The 21,929-nt window shown below is 69.2% G+C and carries 25 protein-coding genes and 1 tRNA gene; 11 read left to right on the forward strand and 15 right to left on the reverse strand.

Going from position 1 to position 21,929, the window contains the following annotated elements:
* Positions 1 to 77 precede the first annotated feature (77 nt).
* The 3 genes from ACP7A3_RS09880 to ACP7A3_RS09890 are packed head-to-tail and all read right to left on the reverse strand — an operon-like array spanning position 78 to position 2,901.
* Positions 78 to 1,160 carry an NAD(P)/FAD-dependent oxidoreductase gene (locus tag ACP7A3_RS09880; RefSeq protein ID WP_426255462.1) on the reverse strand — a complete coding sequence of 361 codons (1,083 nt, stop codon included), beginning with the start codon at positions 1,158 to 1,160 and terminating at the stop codon, positions 78 to 80.
* Complete coding sequence (locus ACP7A3_RS09885; protein ID WP_294218253.1) at positions 1,139 to 1,828, reverse strand: methyltransferase domain-containing protein; 690 nt, start codon at positions 1,826 to 1,828, stop codon at positions 1,139 to 1,141. The genes ACP7A3_RS09880 and ACP7A3_RS09885 overlap by 22 nt, the downstream gene beginning before the upstream one ends.
* The gene (locus ACP7A3_RS09890; protein WP_426255463.1) at positions 1,825 to 2,901 is read right to left on the reverse strand and encodes a type III polyketide synthase; all 1,077 of its coding nucleotides are present in this window, start codon (positions 2,899 to 2,901) and stop codon (positions 1,825 to 1,827) included. The genes ACP7A3_RS09885 and ACP7A3_RS09890 overlap by 4 nt, the downstream gene beginning before the upstream one ends.
* 204 nt (positions 2,902 to 3,105) lie before the next feature.
* On the opposite strand from ACP7A3_RS09890, the gene ACP7A3_RS09895 reads away from it, so the two are divergent.
* Positions 3,106 to 3,594: a hypothetical protein gene (locus ACP7A3_RS09895; RefSeq protein WP_426255464.1), complete on the forward strand. Its 489-nt coding sequence runs from the start codon at positions 3,106 to 3,108 to the stop codon at positions 3,592 to 3,594.
* Positions 3,595 to 3,625: 31 nt separating this feature from the next.
* On the opposite strand, the gene ACP7A3_RS09900 is transcribed toward ACP7A3_RS09895, so the two are convergent.
* Positions 3,626 to 3,712, reverse strand: a tRNA-Leu gene (locus tag ACP7A3_RS09900).
* Between the two features lie 123 nt (positions 3,713 to 3,835).
* On the opposite strand from ACP7A3_RS09900, the gene ACP7A3_RS09905 reads away from it, so the two are divergent.
* Positions 3,836 to 5,200 carry an MATE family efflux transporter gene (locus ACP7A3_RS09905; RefSeq protein WP_426255465.1) on the forward strand — a complete coding sequence of 455 codons (1,365 nt, stop codon included), beginning with the start codon at positions 3,836 to 3,838 and terminating at the stop codon, positions 5,198 to 5,200.
* On the opposite strand, the gene ACP7A3_RS09910 is transcribed toward ACP7A3_RS09905, so the two are convergent.
* Entirely contained in the window at positions 5,169 to 5,957 is a 789-nt protein-coding gene (locus tag ACP7A3_RS09910) for an MJ0042-type zinc finger domain-containing protein (protein ID WP_426255466.1), read from the reverse strand. The genes ACP7A3_RS09905 and ACP7A3_RS09910 overlap by 32 nt on opposite strands.
* A 181-nt stretch (positions 5,958 to 6,138) precedes the next feature.
* Here ACP7A3_RS09910 and ftsE point away from each other — a divergent pair, with 181 nt between their 5' ends.
* Genes ftsE through ACP7A3_RS09930 form a run of 4 tightly spaced genes read left to right on the forward strand, consistent with a single transcriptional unit; the run spans position 6,139 to position 8,960 of the window.
* Positions 6,139 to 6,849 carry a cell division ATP-binding protein FtsE gene (gene ftsE, locus ACP7A3_RS09915; protein ID WP_426255467.1) on the forward strand — a complete coding sequence of 237 codons (711 nt, stop codon included), beginning with the start codon at positions 6,139 to 6,141 and terminating at the stop codon, positions 6,847 to 6,849.
* Complete coding sequence (locus tag ACP7A3_RS09920) at positions 6,846 to 7,730, forward strand: cell division protein FtsX (protein WP_426255468.1); 885 nt, start codon at positions 6,846 to 6,848, stop codon at positions 7,728 to 7,730. The genes ftsE and ACP7A3_RS09920 overlap by 4 nt, the downstream gene beginning before the upstream one ends.
* A 13-nt stretch (positions 7,731 to 7,743) precedes the next feature.
* Entirely contained in the window at positions 7,744 to 8,280 is a 537-nt protein-coding gene (locus ACP7A3_RS09925; protein ID WP_017980483.1) for a YdcF family protein, read from the forward strand.
* Positions 8,277 to 8,960 carry a lysophospholipid acyltransferase family protein gene (locus ACP7A3_RS09930; RefSeq protein WP_426255469.1) on the forward strand — a complete coding sequence of 228 codons (684 nt, stop codon included), beginning with the start codon at positions 8,277 to 8,279 and terminating at the stop codon, positions 8,958 to 8,960. Before ACP7A3_RS09925 ends, ACP7A3_RS09930 begins: the two co-directional genes overlap by 4 nt.
* Positions 8,961 to 9,118: 158 nt before the next feature.
* Here ACP7A3_RS09930 and ACP7A3_RS09935 read toward each other — a convergent pair whose 3' ends face one another.
* Together ACP7A3_RS09935 and hisC are read right to left on the reverse strand one after the other, a co-directional pair.
* Positions 9,119 to 10,024: a prephenate/arogenate dehydrogenase family protein gene (locus ACP7A3_RS09935; RefSeq protein ID WP_426255470.1), complete on the reverse strand. Its 906-nt coding sequence runs from the start codon at positions 10,022 to 10,024 to the stop codon at positions 9,119 to 9,121.
* Positions 10,024 to 11,130, reverse strand: a complete 1,107-nt coding sequence (hisC, locus tag ACP7A3_RS09940) for a histidinol-phosphate transaminase (protein ID WP_426255471.1) — start codon at positions 11,128 to 11,130, stop codon at positions 10,024 to 10,026. The genes ACP7A3_RS09935 and hisC overlap by 1 nt, the downstream gene beginning before the upstream one ends.
* A 75-nt stretch (positions 11,131 to 11,205) precedes the next feature.
* On the opposite strand from hisC, the gene metX reads away from it, so the two are divergent.
* The 4 genes from metX (at position 11,206) to ACP7A3_RS09960 (ending at position 13,853) form a co-directional block, all read left to right on the forward strand.
* Entirely contained in the window at positions 11,206 to 12,336 is a 1,131-nt protein-coding gene (gene metX / locus ACP7A3_RS09945) for a homoserine O-acetyltransferase MetX (protein ID WP_426255472.1), read from the forward strand.
* Positions 12,336 to 12,776 carry a GNAT family N-acetyltransferase gene (locus ACP7A3_RS09950; protein ID WP_426255660.1) on the forward strand — a complete coding sequence of 147 codons (441 nt, stop codon included), beginning with the start codon at positions 12,336 to 12,338 and terminating at the stop codon, positions 12,774 to 12,776. Before metX ends, ACP7A3_RS09950 begins: the two co-directional genes overlap by 1 nt.
* Positions 12,773 to 13,360 carry a methionine biosynthesis protein MetW gene (gene metW / locus ACP7A3_RS09955; RefSeq protein ID WP_244057242.1) on the forward strand — a complete coding sequence of 196 codons (588 nt, stop codon included), beginning with the start codon at positions 12,773 to 12,775 and terminating at the stop codon, positions 13,358 to 13,360. Before ACP7A3_RS09950 ends, metW begins: the two co-directional genes overlap by 4 nt.
* Positions 13,361 to 13,445: 85 nt before the next feature.
* Positions 13,446 to 13,853, forward strand: coding sequence for a response regulator (locus ACP7A3_RS09960; protein ID WP_017980476.1), 408 nt, complete (start codon positions 13,446 to 13,448; stop codon positions 13,851 to 13,853).
* On the opposite strand, the gene ACP7A3_RS09965 is transcribed toward ACP7A3_RS09960, so the two are convergent.
* The 6 genes from ACP7A3_RS09965 to ACP7A3_RS09990 form a co-directional block, all read right to left on the reverse strand.
* Positions 13,850 to 15,373, reverse strand: a complete 1,524-nt coding sequence (locus ACP7A3_RS09965; RefSeq protein ID WP_426255473.1) for a sensor histidine kinase — start codon at positions 15,371 to 15,373, stop codon at positions 13,850 to 13,852. The genes ACP7A3_RS09960 and ACP7A3_RS09965 overlap by 4 nt on opposite strands.
* A gap of 14 nt (positions 15,374 to 15,387) precedes the next feature.
* Complete coding sequence (gene ssb / locus ACP7A3_RS09970) at positions 15,388 to 15,966, reverse strand: single-stranded DNA-binding protein (protein WP_426255474.1); 579 nt, start codon at positions 15,964 to 15,966, stop codon at positions 15,388 to 15,390.
* A gap of 17 nt (positions 15,967 to 15,983) precedes the next feature.
* The gene (feoB, locus tag ACP7A3_RS09975) at positions 15,984 to 17,846 is read right to left on the reverse strand and encodes a ferrous iron transporter B (RefSeq protein ID WP_426255475.1); all 1,863 of its coding nucleotides are present in this window, start codon (positions 17,844 to 17,846) and stop codon (positions 15,984 to 15,986) included.
* Positions 17,847 to 17,859: 13 nt separating this feature from the next.
* A complete protein-coding gene (locus ACP7A3_RS09980) occupies positions 17,860 to 18,132 on the reverse strand; it encodes a FeoA family protein (protein WP_063686980.1) in 273 nt (90 codons plus the stop codon).
* 122 nt (positions 18,133 to 18,254) lie between these two features.
* Entirely contained in the window at positions 18,255 to 18,926 is a 672-nt protein-coding gene (locus tag ACP7A3_RS09985) for a COQ9 family protein (protein WP_426255476.1), read from the reverse strand.
* The gene (locus tag ACP7A3_RS09990) at positions 18,923 to 19,876 is read right to left on the reverse strand and encodes a DMT family transporter (protein WP_426255477.1); all 954 of its coding nucleotides are present in this window, start codon (positions 19,874 to 19,876) and stop codon (positions 18,923 to 18,925) included. The genes ACP7A3_RS09985 and ACP7A3_RS09990 overlap by 4 nt, the downstream gene beginning before the upstream one ends.
* A 52-nt stretch (positions 19,877 to 19,928) precedes the next feature.
* Here ACP7A3_RS09990 and ACP7A3_RS09995 point away from each other — a divergent pair, with 52 nt between their 5' ends.
* Entirely contained in the window at positions 19,929 to 21,002 is a 1,074-nt protein-coding gene (locus ACP7A3_RS09995; RefSeq protein ID WP_426255478.1) for an alkene reductase, read from the forward strand.
* Between the two features lie 45 nt (positions 21,003 to 21,047).
* On the opposite strand, the gene ACP7A3_RS10000 is transcribed toward ACP7A3_RS09995, so the two are convergent.
* The gene (locus ACP7A3_RS10000; RefSeq protein ID WP_063686974.1) at positions 21,048 to 21,467 is read right to left on the reverse strand and encodes a hypothetical protein; all 420 of its coding nucleotides are present in this window, start codon (positions 21,465 to 21,467) and stop codon (positions 21,048 to 21,050) included.
* Between the two features lie 7 nt (positions 21,468 to 21,474).
* On the reverse strand, positions 21,475 to 21,909 hold the full coding sequence (locus tag ACP7A3_RS10005) for a TIGR01244 family sulfur transferase (protein ID WP_043061013.1): 435 nt from the start codon (positions 21,907 to 21,909) through the stop codon (positions 21,475 to 21,477).
* Positions 21,910 to 21,929: the final 20 nt, after the last annotated feature.

Here is a 21,929-nt window from a genome sequence, read left to right on the forward strand (position 1 = left end):
CGCGCTTCCGGGGCGGGTCACAAGCACGCGCGCATCGTGCCGCGCCGATTTGCGCGGACGCTGCGACCGGTGGCGGCTCAGCCCGCCACCCGCGTCGCGCTGGCGATCAGTCCGATGAGCCCGGGCGGCGCCAACGCCACACCCAGCGCGGCCCAGCGCCGCTCCGCCAGCGTCCGGATCGCGCCTGCGACCGCCATCGGCCGGATCAGCTGCCGCGCGAACCGCGCCTGCCACGCCGCCGATCCGGCGGGGCCGTCGCGCAGGCACGCGTCCGCGGCGCTGATCCCGCTCGCCAGCGCGATGCCCATGCCTTCGCCGGCCAGGCTGGGGATGACGCCCGCCTGGTCACCCAGTCGGAACAGCCCCGCCGCGCCGCCGCGCTCGCGCCAGCCATAGGGCACGTTGGCGATCGCATCGATCGGCGCATCCGACGCGCGATAGCCGAGCCGCTCGCCCAACCGCGGATGCGCCGCGCCCAAGGCGTCCAGCAGCGCGGGCAGGCTGCCCGCCTCGTGCAGACGCGACCGGTGGACCGCCATGCACAGATTGGCGCTGCCATCCTCCTGCAAGGCGATGCCGGCATAGCCGCGGTCGAACAGGTGCAGCTCGATCCGCCCGCGCAGCGCCTGCTCCAGCGCGGGTGCCGGGCCCAGCCGTACGCGCACGCCCAACGTCGGGTCCGTGCCGCGCGCCTCCGCCGGCCGGGCGAGGCCGCGCAGGTCGTGCTTGCCGGTGGCGAGGAACAGCGCGTCGCCGCGCAGCGGGCAGCCGTCGTCCAGCCACACCGCATCGCCCTCTACCCGGCGCACGGTGACGCCGGTTTCCAGTCCCGCGCCGCTCGCCTGCGCCTGTTCGCGGAGCAAGGTGTCGAGCCGCCGCCGTGACACGCCGACGGCGGGGCGGGGCAGGCGTGCGGTCCGTACGCGCTGGCCCGCGAACAGCACCACCTCGGTCAGCCGATCGCGGTTGAGCGCATCGGCGTCGATACCCAGTTCCTTCAGCCGATCGAGCGTTCGCCAACTCACGAAACCGCCGCACAGGGCATCCGCGGCCGCATGCCGCTCGAGCAGCAGCGGCGTCACGCCACCGCGCGCCAGGCGGATCGCTGCGGCCGATCCGGCCGGCCCGCCGCCGACGATCAGCGCAGCCGTTCGACGCATAGCCGGAAGGGGAAGGCGCGGAACACCCGCGCATGGGAGATACCCGCCTCTGCGAGCAGGGGTGGCCATTCGGCCGGCCGATAGGAGCGCGCGATCGACAGCGTCCCGTCGTGCCGCACGATCGGATGCCAGCGCGCGATGCGCGCAAGCAGCGGGAAGCCCGCATGCGCGAAACCGTGCCGATGCAGGTCGTTGACCAGCCAGCCACGCGTCGCTTCGGCCTCCATGAAGCGCAGGAAGGCGATCAGCTGATCATGCGTCATATGGTGCGCGACCAGGCTCGACAGGATCACGTCCCATCCGCCGCCCGCCAGATCGGCATAATCGCCGGTGATCCAGCGGATCGGCAGTTCGGGTGGGGTATGCGCGCGGGCGGCCGCCTCGCTGCGCGGGTTGAGGTCGACGCCGACCAGCTCGACCGGCAGCCGCCGCTTCGCCGCCCAGCGCGCGATCCGCCGCAGCATGTCGCCGTCGCCGAACCCGACGTCGAGGATGCGCAGCCGGTCGGCGCCGCGCGCGGCCCGCGCCAGGAAGCGCAACGTCGGTCGCGCCGCCATCGTGACGACGTTGACGCGGGCAAGGTCGGCGACCACCGCGGCATAGACGTCCGCGGGCAGATCGTCCGCGTCCATCAGTTCGTCCGCCTGGGCACGGGTGGCGAGCGTCATGCCACGAACCGCAGCCGCAATCCTTCGGCGGCAAGCCCGGGACCGAAGGCGAGTGCGACACCCTGATCCACCGCGGGCGGCGCGGCGAGCAGGCGGGCCAGCACGAACATCAGCGTCGCCGACGACATGTTGCCATTGTCGCTCAGCACCGCGCGCGACGCCGCCAGCGCGGTGCCGTCGAGCGCCAGCGCGCCCTGCACGGCATCCAGGATCGATCGTCCGCCGGCATGCACCGCCCAGAACAGGTCCTGCGCCGGCGCCCCGTCGGTCAGCGTCGCGACCAGCGCGGGATCGTGCAGCGCGGTGGCGATGCGTCCCGGCACCGCCCCGTCCAGGTGCATCGCAAAGCCCGTGTCGGTGATATTCCAGCGGATCAGCGCCTCGCTGTCGGGCAGCGTCGCGGCAAAGGGCGCCTCCAGCATCAGCCCCTGCGTCTCCGCATCGGCGCCCGTCACCAGCGCCGCGGCGGCACCATCGCCGAATTGCAGCATGGCGAGCAGCGGCTCGATCTCGTGCGTCGCCTGCAGATGCAGCGTCGACAGCTCCACCGTCACCACCAGCACGCGGGCGGCGGGGTCGGACCGGACGATATGCCGCGCGGTGCGCAACGCGACCACTGCGGCATAGCAACCCATGAAGCCGATCAGCAGCCGCTCCGCGGTCGGCAGGCCCAGCCGCGCGGCGATGATCTGGTCGATTCCCGGCGCGACGAAGCCGGTGCAGCTCGCCACGACCAGATGGGTGATGCCATCGAGCTCCACGCGCGTCGCCAGATCGTCGATCGCGGCGAGGGCCAGCGCCGGCGCGGCTTCGGCATACACCGCCATCCGCGCCGCCGTACCGGGCAGCGCGTCCGCATAGAATCCGCCCGCATCGACGGGGCTGCGTCCTGCGCTGCCCGGCAGGACCGACCAGCGATGCGAGATACCGGCGCGCGCAGCCATGCGATCGAACAGCGTGGCATGGCGCGGCTCGACCTGGGCCTTGGCCCAGCCGATGAAGGCATCGTGGATATCGTTCGCGGGCACGGCCGTACCGATGGCGCGCAGGCAGGCGTAAGGGGGGAGCGGCACCGGGGTCCTTCACACGTCCGCCGAAACGGCGAACGACAGGCAAGAACGCGTCGCCGCCGAAATGGATGCATGCCTCACGATAAAATGGCGATTGGTGCGTTTCGGTCGCATCGGGGGTAATGGAATTCTCCGAGAATTTCTTGTGTTTCCCGATGGATGTCGCATAGATTTCCGTTCGACAATTAACGCATTGGGGGGCGCCGGATGGCGGGGGAATCCATTGCCGGGCTGGTCAAGGACCTGACGGCACAATTGTCGGCCATCGCCAGTGAATTTGGCGCGCGCGCGGATCGGCTCGCGTATGGCGATACCGGCGACGAAACGCACGACCGGCCGAGCCGCGACGAGGCGGCGGCGGCACCCGATGCGCGCGAGCTCGCCAAGCAATTGTTGGCGCAGCGCATGGCGCGTTTCGATCACTTTCCGGCCGAATTGTTCCACGAGCCCGCGTGGGACATGCTGCTCGCGCTGTTCGTCGCGCATGAGGAGCGGCGGACGCTGAACGTCAAGGCGCTGGTCGGCACCGCGCACACGCCCGTTACCACGTCGCAGCGCTGGATCGATCATCTGCACAAGCTGAAGCTGGTCGATCGCGTCATCGATCCGCACGACCGGCGGCGCATGGAGGTCTCGCTCAGCGACACCGGCCAGACCGCGGTCCGCGCCTATCTGCGCCGGCTGGGCGCCGCCTGACCGACGGGCGTTCTGCGATTTTTTCGAAAAGTGGTGCGGCCGAGAAGACTCGAACTTCCACGGGCTTTCGCCCACAACGACCTCAACGTTGCGCGTCTACCAATTCCGCCACGGCCGCACGTGATGAGAATACCGGGCGGAGCCGGCATCTGGCAGGCGCAGGCCCCTAGCAAAGCGTTTCATGCTCCGCAAGCGCCCCTTTTTCGTTTTCGCGGCCTGCCCACTCCGGTAGCGCGGGGCCATGACGGTCCGCCAAGCTCTTTCGACCCATGGCGAAACCCGGCGCCTGCTGGCGCTCGCCTGGCCGGTGGTGCTGACCAGCCTCAACTGGACGCTGCTGCAGGTGACCGACGTGATGGTCGTCGGTCTCGTCGCCACCGAAGAGGTGGCGGCGCTGGGCGCCAGCCGCGCGCTGGGCTTCGTCGGCATCGTCGCCGGCCTTTCGTGGCTGTCGGGCGTGCTGGTGATGGCCTCGCGCGCCGACGGCGCGGGCGACCTGCCGCGCACCGGCGGCGTGCTGCGCGAAGGGCTGGTGCTGGGGCTGCTGCTCGGCGTCGCGATCGGCGGGCTGTTCCTGGTTGCCGCCGAACCCCTGCTCGCGCTGGTCGGCGTCGCGGCGGACCGGATCGACGAAAGCGCGCGCGTCGTCCGCGCCTTTGCCATCGCCTTTCCGTTCCAGCTGGTGAACGTCGCTGCCGCCTTCTTCCTCGAAGGGGTCAGCCGCCCCGGCCGCGTCGCCGCGGTCAATCTGTCGGTGCTGCCGGTCAACGCCGTGCTCGCCTGGGCGCTGTCGGCAGGGCATCTCGGCCTGCCGGCATTGGGGGCGGTGGGGGCGGCGCTCGCGACCAGCATCGCTTCGCTGCTCGGCGCCGCCGGAATGGTGGCGAGCGCACTCACCCTGCCGCGCGCCCGGGAGCGTGAGGTGCGGCGCACCGACCGTGCCGCCTGGGCCGGCGTGCCGCGCGGTGTCGTGGCGCTCGCCGCCTTCGGCCTCGTCCCCGCGATCGCCTCGGGGCTGGAGCTTGCCGGCTTTTCGATCCTGATCGCGCTGTCGACGCAATTGGGCGACGTCGCCGCCCATGCCTTTCAGATCGTCTTTTCGATCCACAACGTCACCTTCGCCATCGCGATCGGACTGGGATCGGCGGCGGGGGTGCGTGCGGGCAATGCGGTGGGGGAGGGGCAGCCGGCCGCCGCCATCCCTCGCACGCTGATCGCGGTCGGGCTGGCGATCGGTGCGCTCGGCCTGCTGATGCTGATCTTACGGGCGACCGCGCCGGGAATCGTCGCGCTGTTCCCGGCAACGGCACCCGTCCATGTCCTCGGCACCGCGATGTTGGCGGTCTGGGCGCCGTTCATCGTCTTCGACGGTATCCAGGTCGTGCTGATGTACGCCTTGCGCAGCCTCGGCGATCAGGTGGCGGCGGGGGTCAACAGCATCCTCGCCTATTTCATTGTGTCAGGCGGCTTGGGCTGGTGGCTGGTGCATCAGGGGATGGGGCCGATGGCGCTGGTCTGGGCGTCGGGCCTCGGCATGGTGGCCGCCGCGGTGCTGCACGGCGGCCGGTTCGCGCTTATGGGTTGGCGGCTTCGCCGGCAAAGCTGAGCTCCAGCCGCTTCGAATTGGACGGCACGTCCAGCTTGGCCGAATTGAAGTCGATCGACGCACCCGGGTTCAGCGTCCGCTGCTGCGGATTGATCGTCCAGCTGTAGACGATGCGGCCCTGGGCATCGCGCAGCTCGGCGCGGATATCCGGCACGCGCTGCTTTTCGGACGACGGATTGGTGATCTGCCCGCTGACCGCGAACAGTTCGGATCCGTTTTCCAGCTCGCGCCGCTCGATCGGATTGTCCTTCAGCCGCAGCGGCGATTCGTCGGTGCCGACCGGCAGGCCGACGCGCGCGAGCAGCCCCGGCGCACCGACGAACAGGATCGCGCCGATCCCGGCGATCAGCAGCAGCCCGACCAGCACCGCGATCACCGTCCAACGGCGCAGCGCGTTGCGGCGCGGCCGGAACGGCGGGCGATGCGCGAAGGCGTCATAGTCCGGCGCGGCAACGACGGGCTCGGGCGCGGCGACGCGCGCCCCCGGCAGCACCGCGGGCTCCAGGAACGGTGGCGGCGCCTCCTCGTCGGGCGCATCGGGCAGGTCGAAGCGCGGCTGGTCCGCCATGACGGGCGGCGGCGGAGGAGGGGGAGGGGGAGGGGGCGGGGGCGCGGCAAGCGCTTCCTCCTCGGGCACCGGCGGTTCCTGGAACCAGCTGTGCCGGCAATTGGCGCAGCGCACGGTGCGGCCCTCCACCCCGATCGCGCTGTCGGGCACCAGATAGCGGGTGCTGCATTCGGGACATTCGAGGATCATGCGCGACGCTTTACGACAGATGGCCGTGCGGGGAAGAGACCTCCGCGGGATGGCGGCGATTGTAAGCACGTGCGCCGCCTGCGTGGCAAGCTTGAAGCCGCGGCGTCGCCATGCGAAGGCTTGATCGAACACGGCCGCTGACGGCCCTTGGCACCTAGATGGAGCGGTTGCGGCCAGGCGCATGGCAAATATCGTGCAGTTCGAAAATGTTGGGCTGCGGTACGGCACCGGGCAGGAAACACTGTCCGACATCAGCTTCACGCTGACCAGCGGCGCCTTTTATTTCCTGACCGGGGCAAGCGGCGCCGGCAAGACCTCGCTGCTGAAGCTTCTCTACCTCGCGCAGCGCCCCAGCCGCGGCATCATCCGCCTGTTCGGGGAGGATGCGGTGACGATGCCGCGCGCGCGCCTGCCCGGATTTCGCCGCCGTATCGGCGTCGTCTTCCAGGATTTCCGGTTGGTCCCGCACCTGTCCGCCTGGGACAATATCGCGCTGCCCCTGCGCGTCGCCGGGGTGGAGGAAGCCGATATCGAACAGCCGGTGCGCGAAATGCTCGCCTGGGTCGGGCTGGCCGACCGTGCCGGTGCGCGGCCTGCGACGCTGTCGGGCGGCGAGCAGCAGCGCGTCGCCATCGCCCGCGCGGTGATCGGCCGCCCGGAAGTGCTGGTGGCGGACGAACCGACCGGCAACGTCGATCCCGACATGGCCGATCGCCTGATCCATCTGTTCGAATCGCTCAACAAACTGGGCACCACCGTCGTCGTCGCCACGCACGACCTGCACCTGCTCAGCCGCGTCGCGGGGGCGCAGATGATGCGGCTCGACAAGGGGCAGCTGCTCGATCCCACCGGCTCGCTCCGCTATCCGCCGACGCTGAAGGGGCTGGTATGAGCACCGGAGGCACCAATCGCGCCGACCGCCGCGTGCTGGACGAGGCGGGCGGCTTTCGCGCGATGACGGGGGTGATGGCGATCATGCTGTTCCTCACCCTGCTTGCCGCCGCGCTCGGCCTCGGCACGCGCCAGTCGGCGACGGCGCTCGAACGCCAGCTCGCCGGGCGGCTGACGGTGCAGGTGGTCGATGGCAGCCCGGTCGCGCGCGACGCGGTCGCCGCACGGATCCTCGCCGTGCTGCGCGCGCTGCCCGACGTGCGCCGAGCGACGCCGGTGCCGCGTGCCGAGCTGATACGTCTGCTCGAACCGTGGCTGGGGCGCAGCGACGCCGATCCCGACCTGCCCGTACCCGCGATGATCGACGTCGATCTCGCTGACGGCGCCGATGCCGGCCGGATCGTCGCGGCGGTCCACGATATCAGCGCGACGGCGCGGATCGACCGGCACCAGCGCTGGATGTCGCCGGTCGGCAGCTTCCTCGACACGCTGACCTGGCTCGCGCTCGGCCTCGTCGCACTGATGCTGGCGGCGACCGGCGCGGTGGTGGTGCTTGCCGCACGTGCCGGGCTGGAGACGCATCGCGCGACGATCGAGGTGATGCATATGCTCGGCGCAACCGACGTGCAGGTCGCGCGCCTGTTCCAGCGCCGCCTCGCGCTCGATGCGGCGATCGGCGGAGTCGCGGGCAGCGTCGCCGCGCTCGCCATGCTGCTGTTCCTCGCCACGCGCGTCGCGGCGCTGGGGTCGCAATTGCTCAGCGGCATCACCTTGTCCTTCAGCGACTGGGCGTTGCTGGTCCTGCTGCCGGTCGGCTTCGTCCTGCTCGCGACCGTCATCGCGCGGGTCACGATCGTGGCCGCCCTCAGGCGCATCCTGTGACGGGGCGCCTGCTATGATCGTGCGGCTGATGGGGTTCGCCGCGCTCGGCTGGTGCCTGGGCTTTGCCGCCTTCATGCTGCTGCTGCCGCCGCCGCTCACCGGCAACACCACCGATGCGATCGTCGTGCCGACCGGCGGCGCGGGGCGGATCGATCGCGGCATCGCGCTGCTGCAGGCCAGGCAGGCGCGGCGGATGCTCGTCACCGGCGTCGCGCCCGGCGTGCGGCCGATCGACCTCGCCCGTACCTATCACACCTCGCCAAAGCTCTTTGCCTGCTGCATCGATCTGGGCGCCGATGCCGTCGATACGCGCTCGAACGCCGAGGAAACCGCCGCCTGGGTAAAGACCCACGGCTATCGTACCGTCCGCCTCGTCACCTCCGACTGGCATGTGCCGCGCGCACGGATGGAGCTGGCGGCGGTGCTGGGGCCGGGCGTCATCGTGATGGGGGATGGCGTGCCCAGCACGCCGCGGCTCGGCACGCTCGTCAACGAATATAACAAGCTGCTGCTGCGCCGCGTCGCGCTGTGGCTGGGGATCGGGGCATGAATCGCCTGCGCACGTTGCTGTTTTCGCTGTTCTTCTACGGCCTGTCGGTGCCGATCGTGCTCGCGGTGCCCATCTCTGCGCTGTTCGGCCGGCGCGCGGTGATGCGGCACGCGCATCTCTGGGCGCGGATGCACCGGCTGCTCTACCGTACCATCATGGGCATCCGCGTCGTCGTGGAGGGGCAGCGCCCGGCAGGGCCCGTCTTCTACGCCGCCAAGCATCAGGCGATGTTCGAAACGCTGGAGCTGCAATTGCTGCTCGGCGGCCCGGCGATGGTCATCAAGCGCGAACTCAGCCGCATCCCGTTCTGGGGCTGGGCGGCGCTGCGATATGGCGGCATCGTCGCCGATCGCGAGGCGTCGGCGACCGCGCTGCGATCGATGATGCGCGATGCCAAGGCGCTGAAGGCGGAAGGCCGCTCGATCCTGATCTATCCCGAGGGCACGCGCGTCGCGCCGGGTGAGCGGCCGCCGCTGCAATCGGGTTTCGCCGGCCTCTACCGGGCGCTAGGCATGCCGTGCGTGCCGATCGCGCTGGACACGGGCCGCGTCTGGCCCCGGCACGGGCCCAAGCGCCCCGGCACGGTGACGATCCGCATCGGCGACGTCATCCCCGCCGGCCTGCCCCGCGACGAGATCGAGGCGCGGGTTTATGCGGCGATCAACGTGCTGGACGTGTAGGATCGGGTTGCCGGCTACATCCCCCAACTCGTCATTGCTTCGCTACGCTCGCAATGACGGACGATAGCTCTGTCCCGTCCCGACAGAAACCGAAACGATAGGCCTCGAACGGTTCTGTTCAGCTGTTCATGGTGTCCACGTCGCCGTAATTGGAACGCTCAGTGGCTCCGCCCGAAATCCGGCTTGGCGTCGTCCTGCCCCTGTTCGATGATCGACCGGCGGATCGCGCGCGTCCGGGTGAACAGGTCGAACAACTGGTCGCCGTCGCCCCACCGGATCGCGCGTTGCAGCATCGTCACGTCCTCGGTCAGCCGTTGCAGGATCTCCAGCACCGCCTCGCGATTGTTCAGGAACACGTCGCGCCACATCGTCGGGTCGGACGCGGCGATGCGGGTGAAGTCGCGGAAGCCGCCGGCCGAAAATTTTATGACCTCGCTCTGCGTCACCTCTTCCAGGTCGCTCGCGGTGCCGACGATCGAATAGGCGATCAGGTGCGGCACATGGCTGGTCACCGCCAGCACCAGGTCGTGATGCTTGGGCGTCATCACCTCGACCTGCGCGCCGAGCGCCTCCCAGAAGGCGCGCAGCCGCAGCGTTGGCGCTTCTGCCATGCCCTCTTCGGGGGTCAGAATGCACCAGCGCCCGCGGAACAGCGTCGCAAAGCCCGCCTCGGGCCCGCTATGCTCGGTGCCGGCGACCGGATGGCCGGGCACGATCGTCGCCTCCGGCAACACGGCGCGCAGCGCGGCGAGCACGCTCTCCTTCGACCCGCCCACGTCGCTGACGATCGCATCGGCGGGCAGGTCGTCGGCGAATTCCGCCGCTACCGCACCCATCGCGCCGACCGGCACGCACAGCATCACGAGGTCGGCATCGATCACTGCCGCGCCCGCGGTATCGGCGATATCGTCGGCGAGCTCGATCCGCTCCGCGATGGCGCGCACCTCGGGCGAGGCGTCGTAACCGGTGATCCGCACCGTCGGCATCGTGGCCCGCACCGCGCGCGCCACCGACGAGCCGATCAGCCCCAGCCCGATGATCGTGACGCGCGCGAAGGGCAGCATCAGCCCGCCTTTTCCACCTCGGCGCGCAGCACATCGACCACCGCGCGCATTTCCTCTTCGGTGCCGATCGTGATGCGCAGGCCATGGGGCAGCCCTTGGCCGGGTAGCCAGCGCGTTGCATAGCCCGCCGCCATCAGCGCCTTGTACGCGTCCTTGGCGGAGAGGCCGCCCTCGAACAGCACGAGCACGAAATTGGCCTTGCTCGGCACCGCGCGCAGGCCCGGCAGTGCGTCGACCTGTTCGCTGAACCACCCGCGCCACTGGCGATTGTGTTCGCGGCTGTGCGCGACGAAGGCCGCATCGTTCAGCGCCGCGGTCGCGGCGGCCTGCGCCCCGATGCTGAACGCGAAGGGTGCGCGGATGCGGTGCATGGCGTTGATGATCTCCGCCGACGCATAGCCCCAGCCCACCCGCTCGGACGCGAGGCCGAAAATTTTGGAGAAGGTGCGCGTTACCAGCACGTTGGACTGCGTGCGCGCCAGCTCCAGCCCGCCGTCGTCGTCCTCGGGCTCCAAATATTCGGTATAGGCCTGGTCGAGTACCAGCAGCACCGACTTGGGCAGCCCGGCGTGAAGCCGCGCGATCTCCTCGCGGGTGGAATAGGTGCCCGTCGGATTGTTCGGGTTGGCGACGAACACGACCTTGGTCTTCTCGGTCACCGCGGCCAGGATCGCATCGACATCGGTCGCATAGTCGCGATCGGCGACGATCACCGGCGTCGCGCCGACGCGCCGCGTCGCAATCTCATACACCGCAAAGCCATAGCGGACGTGGATGATCTCGTCGCCCGGCCCGGCGAAGGTGCCGGCGGCCAGGTGCAACACCTCGTCCGACCCGGTGCCATAGATCAGTCGCTCCGCCTCGACGCCGTAATGGCTGGCGAGCGCGCCGCGCAGATCGACCGCGGCGGCGTCGGGATAGCGCTCCAGATGCCCCGCCGCGTCGCGATACGCCGCCCGCGCGCCCTCGGGCGTGCCGAACGGATTCTCGTTCGACGACAGCTTGACGACCTTGCGGCCATCCTCGCTGGTCGCACGACCGGGGATGTAGGGGGCGATGCCCAGGATCCAGGGCTTCGGGGCGGGGGCGGTTGTGGTGTCCGACATGGCCGCGAGCCTTAGCGGGGCGGCGCCGACGTTGACAACTTGCTTCCACGCGCGCCCCGCCGTAGCGATGCGCCCATGAGCGAGGATATGCGGTTCGGCTGCGGGCGACAGGCGACGCTGCCGGGGCCGCTGCGCCTCGATGGCGGCACGTTGCTGTCGCCGGTCGAGATCGCCTACGAAACCTATGGCACGCTCGACGCCGATGGCGGCAATGCGATCCTGATCTGCCACGCGTTGACCGGCGATCAGCACGTCGCCTCGACGCATCCGCGCACCGGCAAGCCCGGCTGGTGGACCCGCCTCGTCGGCCCGGGCAAGCCGATCGACCCGGCGCGCGATTTCGTCATCTGTTCGAACGTCATCGGCAGCTGTATGGGGTCGTCCGGTCCGGCGAGCATCAATCCTGCGACGGGGCGCCCCTGGGGCATGGCCTTCCCGGTCATCACCATCCGCGACATGGTGCGTGCGCAGGCGATGCTGCTCGACCATCTCGGCGTCGCACGGTTGAAGGCCGTCGTCGGCGGCTCGATGGGGGGCATGCAGGCGCTCAGCTGGGCGGCGACCTTCCCGGATCGCGTCGCCGCGGCGATCGTCATCGCCTCGACTGCCCGCCACTCTGCGCAAAACATCGCCTTCCATGAGGTCGGCCGCCAGGCGATCATGGCCGATCCCAAATGGCGCGGCGGCGACTATTACGATGGCGATCCCCCCGCCGCCGGCCTCGCCGTCGCGCGCATGGCCGCGCACATCACCTATCTGTCCGAAGCTGGCCTCACCGAAAAGTTCGGCCGCCGCCTGCAAGCGCGCCCGGGTAAGCAGGACGGCGCCAAGAGCTTCGGCTTCGACGCCGATTTCCAGGTCGAAAGCTATCTGCGCCATCAGGGCCTCGCCTTCGTCGACCGGTTCGACGCCAACAGCTATCTCTACATCACCCGCGCGCTCGATTATTTTGATTTGGCCGAGGAACATGGCGGCCTGCTCGCCAACGCCTTCCGAGGGCCGGCGACGCGCTTCTGCCTGGTCAGTTTCGATACCGACTGGCTGTATCCGACGCAGGAATCGCGCAACATCGTCGCCGCGCTCAACGCTGCCGGCGCACCGGTCAGCTTTGTCGAGCTGTCCAGCCCCTATGGCCACGACGCCTTCCTGCTCGACGCGCCGGAGATGAACCGCGTGATCGACGGTTTCCTGAAAGGCGGGCGATGATGGACCTTGGGATCGACCTCGACGACAACAAGGACCGGCTCGATATCGCGCGCATCCATGGCTGGCTCGCGTCGAGCTATTGGTCGCCGGGGATCGAGCGCTCGCTGCTCGAACGCGCCATCGCCGGCTCGCACTGCCTGGGCGCTTACGCTGGCGGCGAGCAGGTGGGTTTCGCCCGCGCGATCACCGATCACGCGACCTTCGCCTGGATCGCCGATGTCTGGGTCGACGAAGCGGCGCGGGGGCAGGGGCTGGGGCGGCGCATGGTCGGCTGGTTCGTCGACCATCCCGCCTTTGCCGGCATCCGCCGCATCGGCCTCGTCACCGCCGACGCGCACGGCGTGTACGAGGCGCTCGGCTTCCACGCGCTGCTCCGCCCCGATCGCTTTATGGAGCGTCTGTCGCCCGCGGCCGCCGCGCTGTTGAAGGCGGCGTCATGACGCTGCGCCCCGACCTCGCCGTCATCGCCGGCCATGTCGCGCAGGGATCGCGCGTGCTCGACATCGGCTGCGGCGACGGCGCATTGATGGCTGCGCTGCGCGACCAGCGCGGGTGCGACGCGCGCGGGCTGGAGTTGGACGCCGGCAATGTCGCGGCGGCGGTGGGGCGCGGGCTGTCGGTGATCCAGGGCGACGCCGATATCGATCTGGCCGCCTATCCCGATCGCAGCTTCGACTATGCGATCCTCAGCCAGACGCTGCAGACCGCGCGAGCACCTGACGTCGTGCTCGATCATCTGCTCCGCATCGGCCGTCGCGCCTTCGTCAGCTTCCCCAATTTCGCGCAATGGCGCATCCGCCTGTCGCTGCTGTGGGGTGGGCGGATGCCGGTGACGCGGCAGTTGCCCGAACAATGGTATGACACCCCCAACATCCATCACGTCACAATCGACGACTTCCGCGCCTTCCTGAAAGCGCGCGGCGTGACCGTGGAGGGGGCATGGTTTCTGTCGGGTGACCGGCAACGCAGTTCGGCAGCGGCCAACCTGCTGGCACAGCATGCGGTTTTTCTGTTGCGGCGTTGACGGCGCACGTCCGTATCGGACATAAACCTGTGCGGTTCGGAACAAACCTATGTGAAAGCGGTTTCTCGGCTCCGAGCCAGGATGGATGATGACCAAAACCGCACTAATCGTCGAGGATGAGATTTTTGTCGCCCTCGACCTGGAGCGTATCCTGGTTGATGGTGGCTATCAGGTCGCCGGCATCGCCGCGGATGCGGAAAGTGCGTTACAGGCGGCACCGGGTTGCGGCTTCGCCTTCGTCGATGTCAACCTGCGCGACGGGCCGACCGGCCCGCGTATAGCGGAACAGATCGCGCGCGATTATGGCGTGAAAGTCGTCTTCGTCACCGCCAATCCGGCACAGATCGATTGCGGGCGTGACTGCGCGCTGGGCTATATCCGCAAACCGTTCAGTGAATCGGCGATCCTCGCTGCGGCGGCTCTTGCGGCGGAGGGGCGGTCACCCGCCGCCAACGACGATATCGTCCTGCTCGATTCGAGCCGTCAGGCCTAAGCGCGGTTCAGCGTCGCGATCGGCACGCGGACCGTCACGACCAGTCCCTCGGCCTTCCATTCGCGCGTCACCACCCCGCCAAGCTGCCGCACGGCGGACAGTTCGATCAGCTGGCTGCCGAAACCGTGCGGCCCATCCGGCGCGGCGACCGAGGGGCCGCCGCGTTCGCTCCAGCACAGCACGACGTCCGCGTCGTCGCGCGCGACGGTGACGTCGACGGCACCGTCCTCGCTCGACAGCGCGCCATATTTCATCGCATTGGTGGCGAGCTCGTGAAACAGCAGCGCGAGCGGGGTGGCCGAGCGATCGTCGATCGTGACCGCATCGCCGCTGACCGTGATCGGCTGATAGTCCCCACGCCGATAGGGTTCGAACAACTCGCTGAGCAGGCCGTGCAGCGAATTCTGCTGCATCGCGGGCCGCGAGTTGGGGCTGTGTGGCCGTACGAAATCATGGGCGCGCCCCAGCGCGATGATCCGGTCACGCAGATCGGCGGCGGCCGGCGCGAACTCGGGTCGCGCGCGCGCCGCGAACGAAATCAGGCCGGAGATCACCGAGAAGATGTTCTTGATCCGGTGCGACAGTTCCTGGCTGATCAGTTCGCGCTCGTGTAGCGCCAGTTTCTGTTCGTGGATGTCGGTACAGGTGCCGAACCAGCGCGTGATCTGCCCGTCCGTGTCGCGGATCGGCAGGGCTCGGCCCAGGACCCAGCGATAGGTGCCGTCGGCATGGCGCAGGCGATATTCGATCTGATACGGCGCGCCCGTTTCCAGCGAGTGGCGCCATATCTCCCATGCGCGGGCCTGATCGTCGGGATGGAACATGTCGTTCCATCCCTCGCCATCGGTCGATCCGTCCGGCACGCCGGTAAATTCGTACCAGCGCGCGTTGTAATAATCGTGGAATCCGTCGGGCAGCGTCGACCACACCATCTGCGGCATGGTGTCGGCCAGCGTGCGGAAGCGATCCTCGCTGTCGGACAGGCGTTGGCGCGTGTCGCGATCGGTGCGGCGCCACGTGGCGGCATCGCGGCTGTCGCGCAGCCGGGCCATCACCGCCTCCGCCAGCGTTTCCAGCCCTTGCCGTTGCAGCGGGGTCAGCCCCTCGGGCCGTGGCCGGGTGTCGAGCACGCACAGCGACCCCAGCGGCACGCCGTCGTCGGCGACCAGAGGTGCGCCGGCATAGAAGCGGATGTGCGCCTCACCCGTCACCAGGGACATGGCGGAAAAGCGCGTATCGCGCGTCGCGTCCGGCACCACGGTGATGCCGTGTTCCATCATGGCGAACGCACAGAAGGACGTGTCGCGCGGCGTTTCGGTCATGTCGACGCCGGTGTGCGACAGGAAGGTCTGGCGCGTCGCCTCGACCAGGCTGATCAGCGCGATCGGCGCGTCGCACAGGGCCGCGGCAAAGTCCGTGATCCGGCTGAGCGCGGCATCGTCGCGCAGCGACTGCGGGTCGTGCGCGGCGAGAGCTTCGGCCCGGCGCGTCTCGCTCGCCGGTTCACAGACGGGTGTCATCGCTGAACGACGGCTCAGAACGGCACGTCGTCGTCGAGATCGTCGGCGAAGCCGCCGCCCGGACCACCACTCTGCCCGCCGCCGAAGCCACCACGGCCGCCGCCGGATGCCCCACCAGACGAACCGCCGCGGCTGCCGCCGCCGTAGCTGCCGCTCGATCCGCCACCGAAATCGTCGCCGCCGCCCCAGTCGTTGCCGCCACCGCTACGGCCGCCACCGCCGCCGCCGCCCTGGCCGCCATTGGGACCGTCGAGCATGGTCAGCACGCTGTTGAAGCCCTGCAGCACGATCTCGGTCGAATATTTATCCTGACCGTTCTGGTCTTGCCATTTGCGGGTCTGGAGCTGGCCCTCGATATAGACCTTCGATCCCTTGCGCAGGAACCGCTCGGCGACGTTGGCGAGGCCTTCGTTGAAGATCGCGACCGAATGCCATTCGGTCTTTTCCTTGCGCTCGCCGCTGTTGCGGTCCTTCCACGATTCGGACGTGGCGATGCGCAGGTTGACCACCTTGCCGCCGTTCTGGAAGCTGCGGCTTTCGGGGTCGCGCCCCAGGTTGCCGACCAGAATGACCTTGTTGACGCTGCCCGCCATGAAATGCCCCGAAATGCCTAGAGGCCGGCGAACACCGCCAGCCAGTATGTGAGTCCGGCCATGATGTAGGCGGCAGCAAACAAATAGCCAACCATGAACAACGGCCACTTCCACCCGTTCGTCTCGCGTCGGGTCACGGCGATCGTGCTGATGCACTGCGGTGCGAAGACGAACCACATCAGGAAGGCGAGCGCGGTCGGCAGCGTCCAGCGGCCGCGAATCTGGTCGGTGATGCGGTCGGTGCCGCTGCCGTCCTTGTCGTCGATCGCATAGACCGTGCCGATCGCCGACACCGCGACCTCACGCGCCGCCATCGCCGGGAGCAGTGCCAGCGCGATGTCGCGGTTGAAGCCGATCGGCTTGACGACATATTCGATGCCATGGCCGATCCGGCCGGCGACCGAATAGTCGACCGGACTGATCCCGCTGCCCTCGGGCGGCTTGGGGAAGCTGAGCAGCAGCCACAGCACCACGGTCGTCGCCGCGATGATCGTGCCCGCACGCTTCAGGAAGATCACCGCGCGCTGCCACAGTCCCAGCGCGACGTCGCGCATCCGCGGCATCTGATATTTGGGCATTTCCATCATGAAGCCCGACGAGGCGCCCTTGGTGACGGTACGCCGCAGGATCAGCGCCGCGACATAGGCGCCGGCGATGCCCGTGATGAGCAGCCCGAACATCACCACGCCCTGCAACCGCACGAAGGGCAGCAGCGGCGTGTTGGGGATCATCGCGCCGATGATGAGGGTGTAGACCGGCCAGCGTGCGCTGCACGTCATCAGCGGCGCGATCAGGATGGTGGTCAACCGGTCCTTCTCGTCGTCAATCACGCGCGTCGCCATGATGCCGGGAACGGCGCAGGCGAAGCTCGACAGCAGCGGGATGAACGCGCGTCCCGACAGGCCGACGGTCGCCATCAACCGGTCCATTAGGAAGGCCGCGCGGACCATATAGCCCGACGATTCGAGTACGAGGATGAAGAGGAACAGGATCAGGATCTGCGGCAGGAAGACGATCACCGCGCCCACGCCGGCGATCAGCCCGTCGGTCAGCAGCGAGCGGACGAAGCCGTCGGGCATCGCGCTCTTGATCGTATCCTGCAGCGCGCCGAAGCCCGCATCGATCGCGTCGGCGGGCACGGTCGCCCAGGTGAACACCGCCTGGAACATCACGAAGAGGATCGTCACCAGCAGTAGCGGCCCCGCGACCGGGTGCAGTGCCACCGCGTCGAGCGCATGCGCCCAGCGCCGCCCCGCCGTCTCCGACACCGTCGCCGCCGCGGCGATCTGTCGCGCGCGGCGTTGCAGCGTCACGATATCGTCGTCGATGCTGCCATCCGAGGGGCGCAGGCGCGTCGCCGCGCCGCCGACCAGAATCGATCCCAGCGCCGCCCGCAGGCCGTCCAGCCCGCGCTTGCGCACCGCGACGGTCGCGATCACCGGCACGCCCAGCTCGCGCTCCAGCACCGCCGCGTCGAGCGTCAGCCCGTCGCGTTCGGCAAGATCGACCATGTTGAGCGCGACGACCACCGGCAGGCCGAGCGCGATCAGCTGCAACGTGAAGCGCAGATGGTTGTCGAGATTGGCCGCGTCGACCACCACCACGAGCGCGTCGGGCAGGCGTTCGAGGCTGCTCGCGCCGGTGACGACGTCGCGCGTCACACGTTCGTCGGGGCTGGAGGGTTCGAGGCTGTAGGCGCCGGGCAGGTCGATCAACTCAACCGGGCGACCATCGTCCAGCACCAGCCGGCCCGAATGGCGCTCGACGGTGACGCCGGGATAATTGCCGACCTTCTGCCGCGCGCCCGTCAGCGCGTTGAACAGCGCGCTCTTGCCGGCATTGGGATTGCCGACCAGCGCCACCAGCGGGGCTGCATGCACGGTCTGCGTCGGCTTATTCGGCGCCGGCCGGCAGCGCGACGTGGACGGCTCCCGCCACCGCGCGGCGCAGCGCGACGGTCATCCGCCCGATCCGGCAGGCGATCGGGCCGTTGCCCAGCGAGGCGCGGTGCAGCACCTCGACCGACACGCCCTCATCGAAACCCAGTTCGCGCAACCGCCGCGCCTCGGGCGCAGCGAGTCGCGCCCAGTCGATCCCCGCCACCGTCGCCGGCTGACGCCGGGGCAGCGAGACGAGATCGAGGGATGGCGTACGCGACATATCCATGCTGCGAGTGATTATCATTTACGCAGGGGCGAGTAAAGGGTGCGTCTCCGACCTATCGCGATGCGACGCGACGCGCGGCCTACAGTCCGTCACCCCGAACCAAGTCCGGGGTGAAGTAGTGCTCACACCACCGGATAGCGCAGCCGCCCGACGAAGCGCGACAGGCTGGGCCGGTGCTCGTAGCGCTTGACGAACCCCGCCTTGGCCTTCTCGAACCGCATGATCCCGTCGATCCGCCGTGACAGGAACGCGCGGGTGTCGGCCTGCCCTTCGCTGTCGTCGTCCAGGAACACCGTGATCGTCGCGGTATAGACGCCGAGCAGGATCGTCCGCTTGGTGTAATGATTGTAGTCGGTTGCGGTATCGCCGGCCATGCGCCACATCGTATCGACGCTGCGCCAGCCGAGCTTCGCCGCCCGCGCGACATTCTGCGGCATGGCGAGGATGGTCAGCGCGCGGCGCAGCGCCTCGCGATCGGGGGCCAAAGCGTCCAGCCGCGACTCGACCAGTCCCGCGATGCGTTCGCGGATCTTCATCGTCGCAAGGCGTTCGGGCGGCAGTGCCTGCGCCATGGCCGCATCGATGTGCGCGAACCAGGCATCGATCATGTCGACCGCACCGCCGGAAAAGGCGAGTCGCGCGACGTCGCGGTCGATCCCCGCCGCCTCGGCCGCCATATCGCGCGCGGCGTCGCCCCAGCCGTCGAAGGCGGCGTTGGCGGCGATGCCGGGGGCGAGCGACACGCGAATCTCGTCGAGCGTCAGGTCGCTGGTGTCGATCGTATCCTGGGTCATGCCGCCATCTCCTGCGCCCGCGCGCGCGCCGGTGCAACCTCGGCGCGGCGTACCAATACCAGCGCCACCGCGACCAACGCCACGCCGATCCAATCGGCTCCCTGCAACCGCTCGCCATAGGCGATCCAGCCCACCGCGCCGGCGACGATCGGCTGGATCAGCAGCGCGATGCCGACGATCAGCGGCGACATGCGGCCCAATGCGTAGATCATGCAGCCCTGCCCGAAGACCTGGCTGACGAGGGCGAGCCCGAGCAGCGCGCTCCAATGGCCCGGCCACACCCGCTCGCCAAGCAGCACCGCGAACACGAGCAGCGGCAGCGCCGTCGCGCAGCTCGCCAGCGCCAGCGCAGGCAGTGGTCGCATCGTTTCGCGCACCTTGGCCATCATGATGAAATAGACGGTGTAGAGGATGCCGGCGACGATGCAGAGCAGGTCGCCCGCCAGGTTACGCGGATCGACCTGATACGACCGGCCCATCAACAGCCCGGCGCCGACCGCCGCGAGCAGCAGCGCGATCCCCTGTCCGCGCGATGGCCAGGCGCGCGCCACCAGGAATCCGTACAGCGGATAGATCAGGATCGCCGAATTGCCGAACAGCGTCGCATTGGCCATCGTCGTGCGCACGATGCCGAGGTGCCAGCTTGCCAGATCGGCGGCGAAGGCGACGCCGCCGACGGCGATCAGCAGCCACAGTCCGCCCGGCATCCGCACCGGCCGGGCGCCTGCCGCCAGCGACAGTGCGGCGAGGAAGGGGATCGCCAGCGTGATCCGCCAGAACCCGGCTGCCACCGGCCCGACATCGGCCAACCGCACGAACCACGGCCCGAACGCCAGCGCGATATTGGCCAGGATCAGCGCGACGAAGCCCAGCGCGGGCGCGGTGTCCGTAGCGGCAACCGGAACCGTTGGCGCAGGCACAGTTTTTCTTGTGGGGTCGGGCCGATGCATGCCGCCCTGTAGCGTCCTATCTTCCCCGCGTCAGGCCACTAACGGAGCATCCATGCCGAGCCTTTTCGACCCCATCCAGCTGGGCGACATCGACGCCGCCAACCGCATCTTCATGTCGCCGCTGACCCGCGGCCGCTCGACCGACGGCCATGTGCCGACCGAGATTATGATCGACTATTACCGCCAGCGCGCCAGCGCCGGCCTCATCATCACCGAAGGCACCGGCATCAGCCAGGAAGGGCTGGGCTGGCCCAATGCGCCGGGCCTGTGGACCGACGAGCAGGTCGAGGCGTGGAAGCCGGTGACCGCGGCGGTGCATGAGGCGGGCGGCAAGATCGTCGCGCAGATCTGGCACATGGGCCGCCTGTCGCGCCCCGACGTGATCGGCATGACGCCGCTGTCGTCCTCGTCGACGCGCGCGCCCTATCACAAGGAGCCGAACCCCTATGGCGAGGCGCGCGCCGCGACGCTCGATGATATCGCCCGTGTGCAGGACGATTACGCGACCGCCGCGCGCAATGCGATCCGTGCCGGCTTCGATGGCGTGCAGTTGCACGGCGCCAATGGCTATCTCATCGACCAGTTCCTGCGCGACGGCACGAACCATCGCGACGACGATTACGGCGGCAGCCCGGAAAACCGCATCCGCTTCATGCGCGAATCGGTGGCACGCGTCGCCGATGCGATCGGTGCGGGCCGCACCGGCATCCGCCTGTCGCCCAACGGTGAAACGCAGGGCGCTGACGACAGCGACCCCGCCAGCGTCTTCGTCCCCGCCGCGGCGGCGCTCGACGCGCTCGGCATCGCCTTCCTCGAACTGCGCGAACAGGGCCCCGACGGCACATTCGGCAAGAGCGACGTGCCCAAGCTCAGCCCCGACATCCGCAAGGTCTTCAAGGGCCCGCTGGTGCTGAACCAGGATTATGACGGCGCCAGCGCGCAGGCCGATCTGGATTCGGGTGTCGCGGATGCGATCGCCTTCGGTCGCAAATATATCGCCAATCCTGATCTGGTCGAACGCCTGCGCCAGGGCGCGCCGCTCAACCAGGACGACCCGAAGACCTGGTATAGCAAGGGCCGCGAGGGCTACACCGACTATCCCGCGCTGGAAACGCAGGACGCGTAATCTGCCTGCCCCTCCTCCGGCCGTGCCGGGGGAGGGACATCGGCCTCAGCCGATCATCTTCTTGAGGTCCGCCGGCGCCAGCCGCCGCACGTCGAGCGCATCGACGCCTGCGATCAGCACCCGGCCCATGCGCCGGTCGCCGCTGTCGATCTCGATCCCCTCGACCGTCGAGCGCAGCGCGAGCCAGGCGATCTCGCACACCGTGATCCTCTTGCCATAGCGGCGCATCACCGCGACGCGGCCCGCGCGATCGACCGCCAGTGCGCCCACGCCATCCGCACCGACCACCGCACCCAACGTCTCGAATCCGCCCAGCGCCTCGTCCGCCGCCGCGGCGGCCTCCTCGGGCGACTCGATCCGCCCGACGCGTCCGCGACGCACCGCCCAGACGATGCCGCCGACGACCAGCAGCACCACTAGGCCCGCGATCAGCGCGATCCCGATCGCCGTCTCATCGAACCGCATGGCCGGATCACTGCCCGCCGGCGAGCGCGTCCAGCGTCGGGCGCATCCCCGACAGATCGTAGCCGGCGGCGCGCGCCTGGGCGACCAGCAGTTCGGGGTTGCGCCCCGCCTTCGCCGCGGCCAGCGCCCACAGGTTGCAGCTGCGCGTCCCCGACCGGCAATAGGCGAGCACGGGCCCGTCCGCGCCGACCAGCGCCTGCGTCATCGCGTCGATTTGCGGGTGCGAGAAGCCGGCATGCGTGATCGGGATCGCGACATAGGTCAGGCCCGCCGCCTCTGCCGCGGCGCGGATCGCCTCGCCCGCCGGCTGGCCCGCTTCCTCCTCGTCGGGGCGGTTGTTGACGATGCCCACAAAGCCCGCCGCCTTGATCGCCGCCATGTCCTCAGGCGAGATCTGGGGGGCGACGCTGATGGATTCGTTGATCGTGCGGATATCGGCCATCCGGTCCCGTTACGCGATCA

It is taken from the genome of Sphingomonas sp. DC5200-1 (assembly GCF_049897245.1).
Classification (GTDB): Bacteria; Pseudomonadota; Alphaproteobacteria; order Sphingomonadales; family Sphingomonadaceae; genus Sphingomonas; species Sphingomonas aquatilis.

Bases quoted from the DNA above. Each gene is read 5' to 3' on its own strand.
- ftsE (WP_426255467.1), top strand. From the start codon at position 6,139: ATGGCAAATATCGTGCAGTTCGAAAATGTTGGGCTGCGGTACGGCACC.
- ACP7A3_RS09880 (WP_426255462.1), bottom strand. From the start codon at position 1,160: ATGCGTCGAACGGCTGCGCTGATCGTCGGCGGCGGGCCGGCCGGATCG.
- ACP7A3_RS09990 (WP_426255477.1), bottom strand. From the start codon at position 19,876: ATGCATCGGCCCGACCCCACAAGAAAAACTGTGCCTGCGCCAACGGTT.
- ACP7A3_RS09995 (WP_426255478.1), top strand. From the start codon at position 19,929: ATGCCGAGCCTTTTCGACCCCATCCAGCTGGGCGACATCGACGCCGCC.
- ACP7A3_RS09935 (WP_426255470.1), bottom strand. From the start codon at position 10,024: ATGCTGCCCTTCGCGCGCGTCACGATCATCGGGCTGGGGCTGATCGGC.
- ssb (WP_426255474.1), bottom strand. From the start codon at position 15,966: ATGGCGGGCAGCGTCAACAAGGTCATTCTGGTCGGCAACCTGGGGCGC.
- ACP7A3_RS10005 (WP_043061013.1), bottom strand. From the start codon at position 21,909: ATGGCCGATATCCGCACGATCAACGAATCCATCAGCGTCGCCCCCCAG.
- ACP7A3_RS09930 (WP_426255469.1), top strand. From the start codon at position 8,277: ATGAATCGCCTGCGCACGTTGCTGTTTTCGCTGTTCTTCTACGGCCTG.
- metW (WP_244057242.1), top strand. From the start codon at position 12,773: ATGACGCTGCGCCCCGACCTCGCCGTCATCGCCGGCCATGTCGCGCAG.
- ACP7A3_RS10000 (WP_063686974.1), bottom strand. From the start codon at position 21,467: ATGCGGTTCGATGAGACGGCGATCGGGATCGCGCTGATCGCGGGCCTA.
- ACP7A3_RS09925 (WP_017980483.1), top strand. From the start codon at position 7,744: ATGATCGTGCGGCTGATGGGGTTCGCCGCGCTCGGCTGGTGCCTGGGC.
- ACP7A3_RS09920 (WP_426255468.1), top strand. From the start codon at position 6,846: ATGAGCACCGGAGGCACCAATCGCGCCGACCGCCGCGTGCTGGACGAG.
- ACP7A3_RS09885 (WP_294218253.1), bottom strand. From the start codon at position 1,828: ATGACGCTCGCCACCCGTGCCCAGGCGGACGAACTGATGGACGCGGAC.
- ACP7A3_RS09980 (WP_063686980.1), bottom strand. From the start codon at position 18,132: ATGGATATGTCGCGTACGCCATCCCTCGATCTCGTCTCGCTGCCCCGG.
- ACP7A3_RS09960 (WP_017980476.1), top strand. From the start codon at position 13,446: ATGATGACCAAAACCGCACTAATCGTCGAGGATGAGATTTTTGTCGCC.
- ACP7A3_RS09985 (WP_426255476.1), bottom strand. From the start codon at position 18,926: ATGACCCAGGATACGATCGACACCAGCGACCTGACGCTCGACGAGATT.
- ACP7A3_RS09965 (WP_426255473.1), bottom strand. From the start codon at position 15,373: ATGACACCCGTCTGTGAACCGGCGAGCGAGACGCGCCGGGCCGAAGCT.
- ACP7A3_RS09905 (WP_426255465.1), top strand. From the start codon at position 3,836: ATGACGGTCCGCCAAGCTCTTTCGACCCATGGCGAAACCCGGCGCCTG.
- metX (WP_426255472.1), top strand. From the start codon at position 11,206: ATGAGCGAGGATATGCGGTTCGGCTGCGGGCGACAGGCGACGCTGCCG.
- ACP7A3_RS09895 (WP_426255464.1), top strand. From the start codon at position 3,106: ATGGCGGGGGAATCCATTGCCGGGCTGGTCAAGGACCTGACGGCACAA.
- ACP7A3_RS09910 (WP_426255466.1), bottom strand. From the start codon at position 5,957: ATGATCCTCGAATGTCCCGAATGCAGCACCCGCTATCTGGTGCCCGAC.
- ACP7A3_RS09950 (WP_426255660.1), top strand. From the start codon at position 12,336: ATGGACCTTGGGATCGACCTCGACGACAACAAGGACCGGCTCGATATC.
- hisC (WP_426255471.1), bottom strand. From the start codon at position 11,130: ATGTCGGACACCACAACCGCCCCCGCCCCGAAGCCCTGGATCCTGGGC.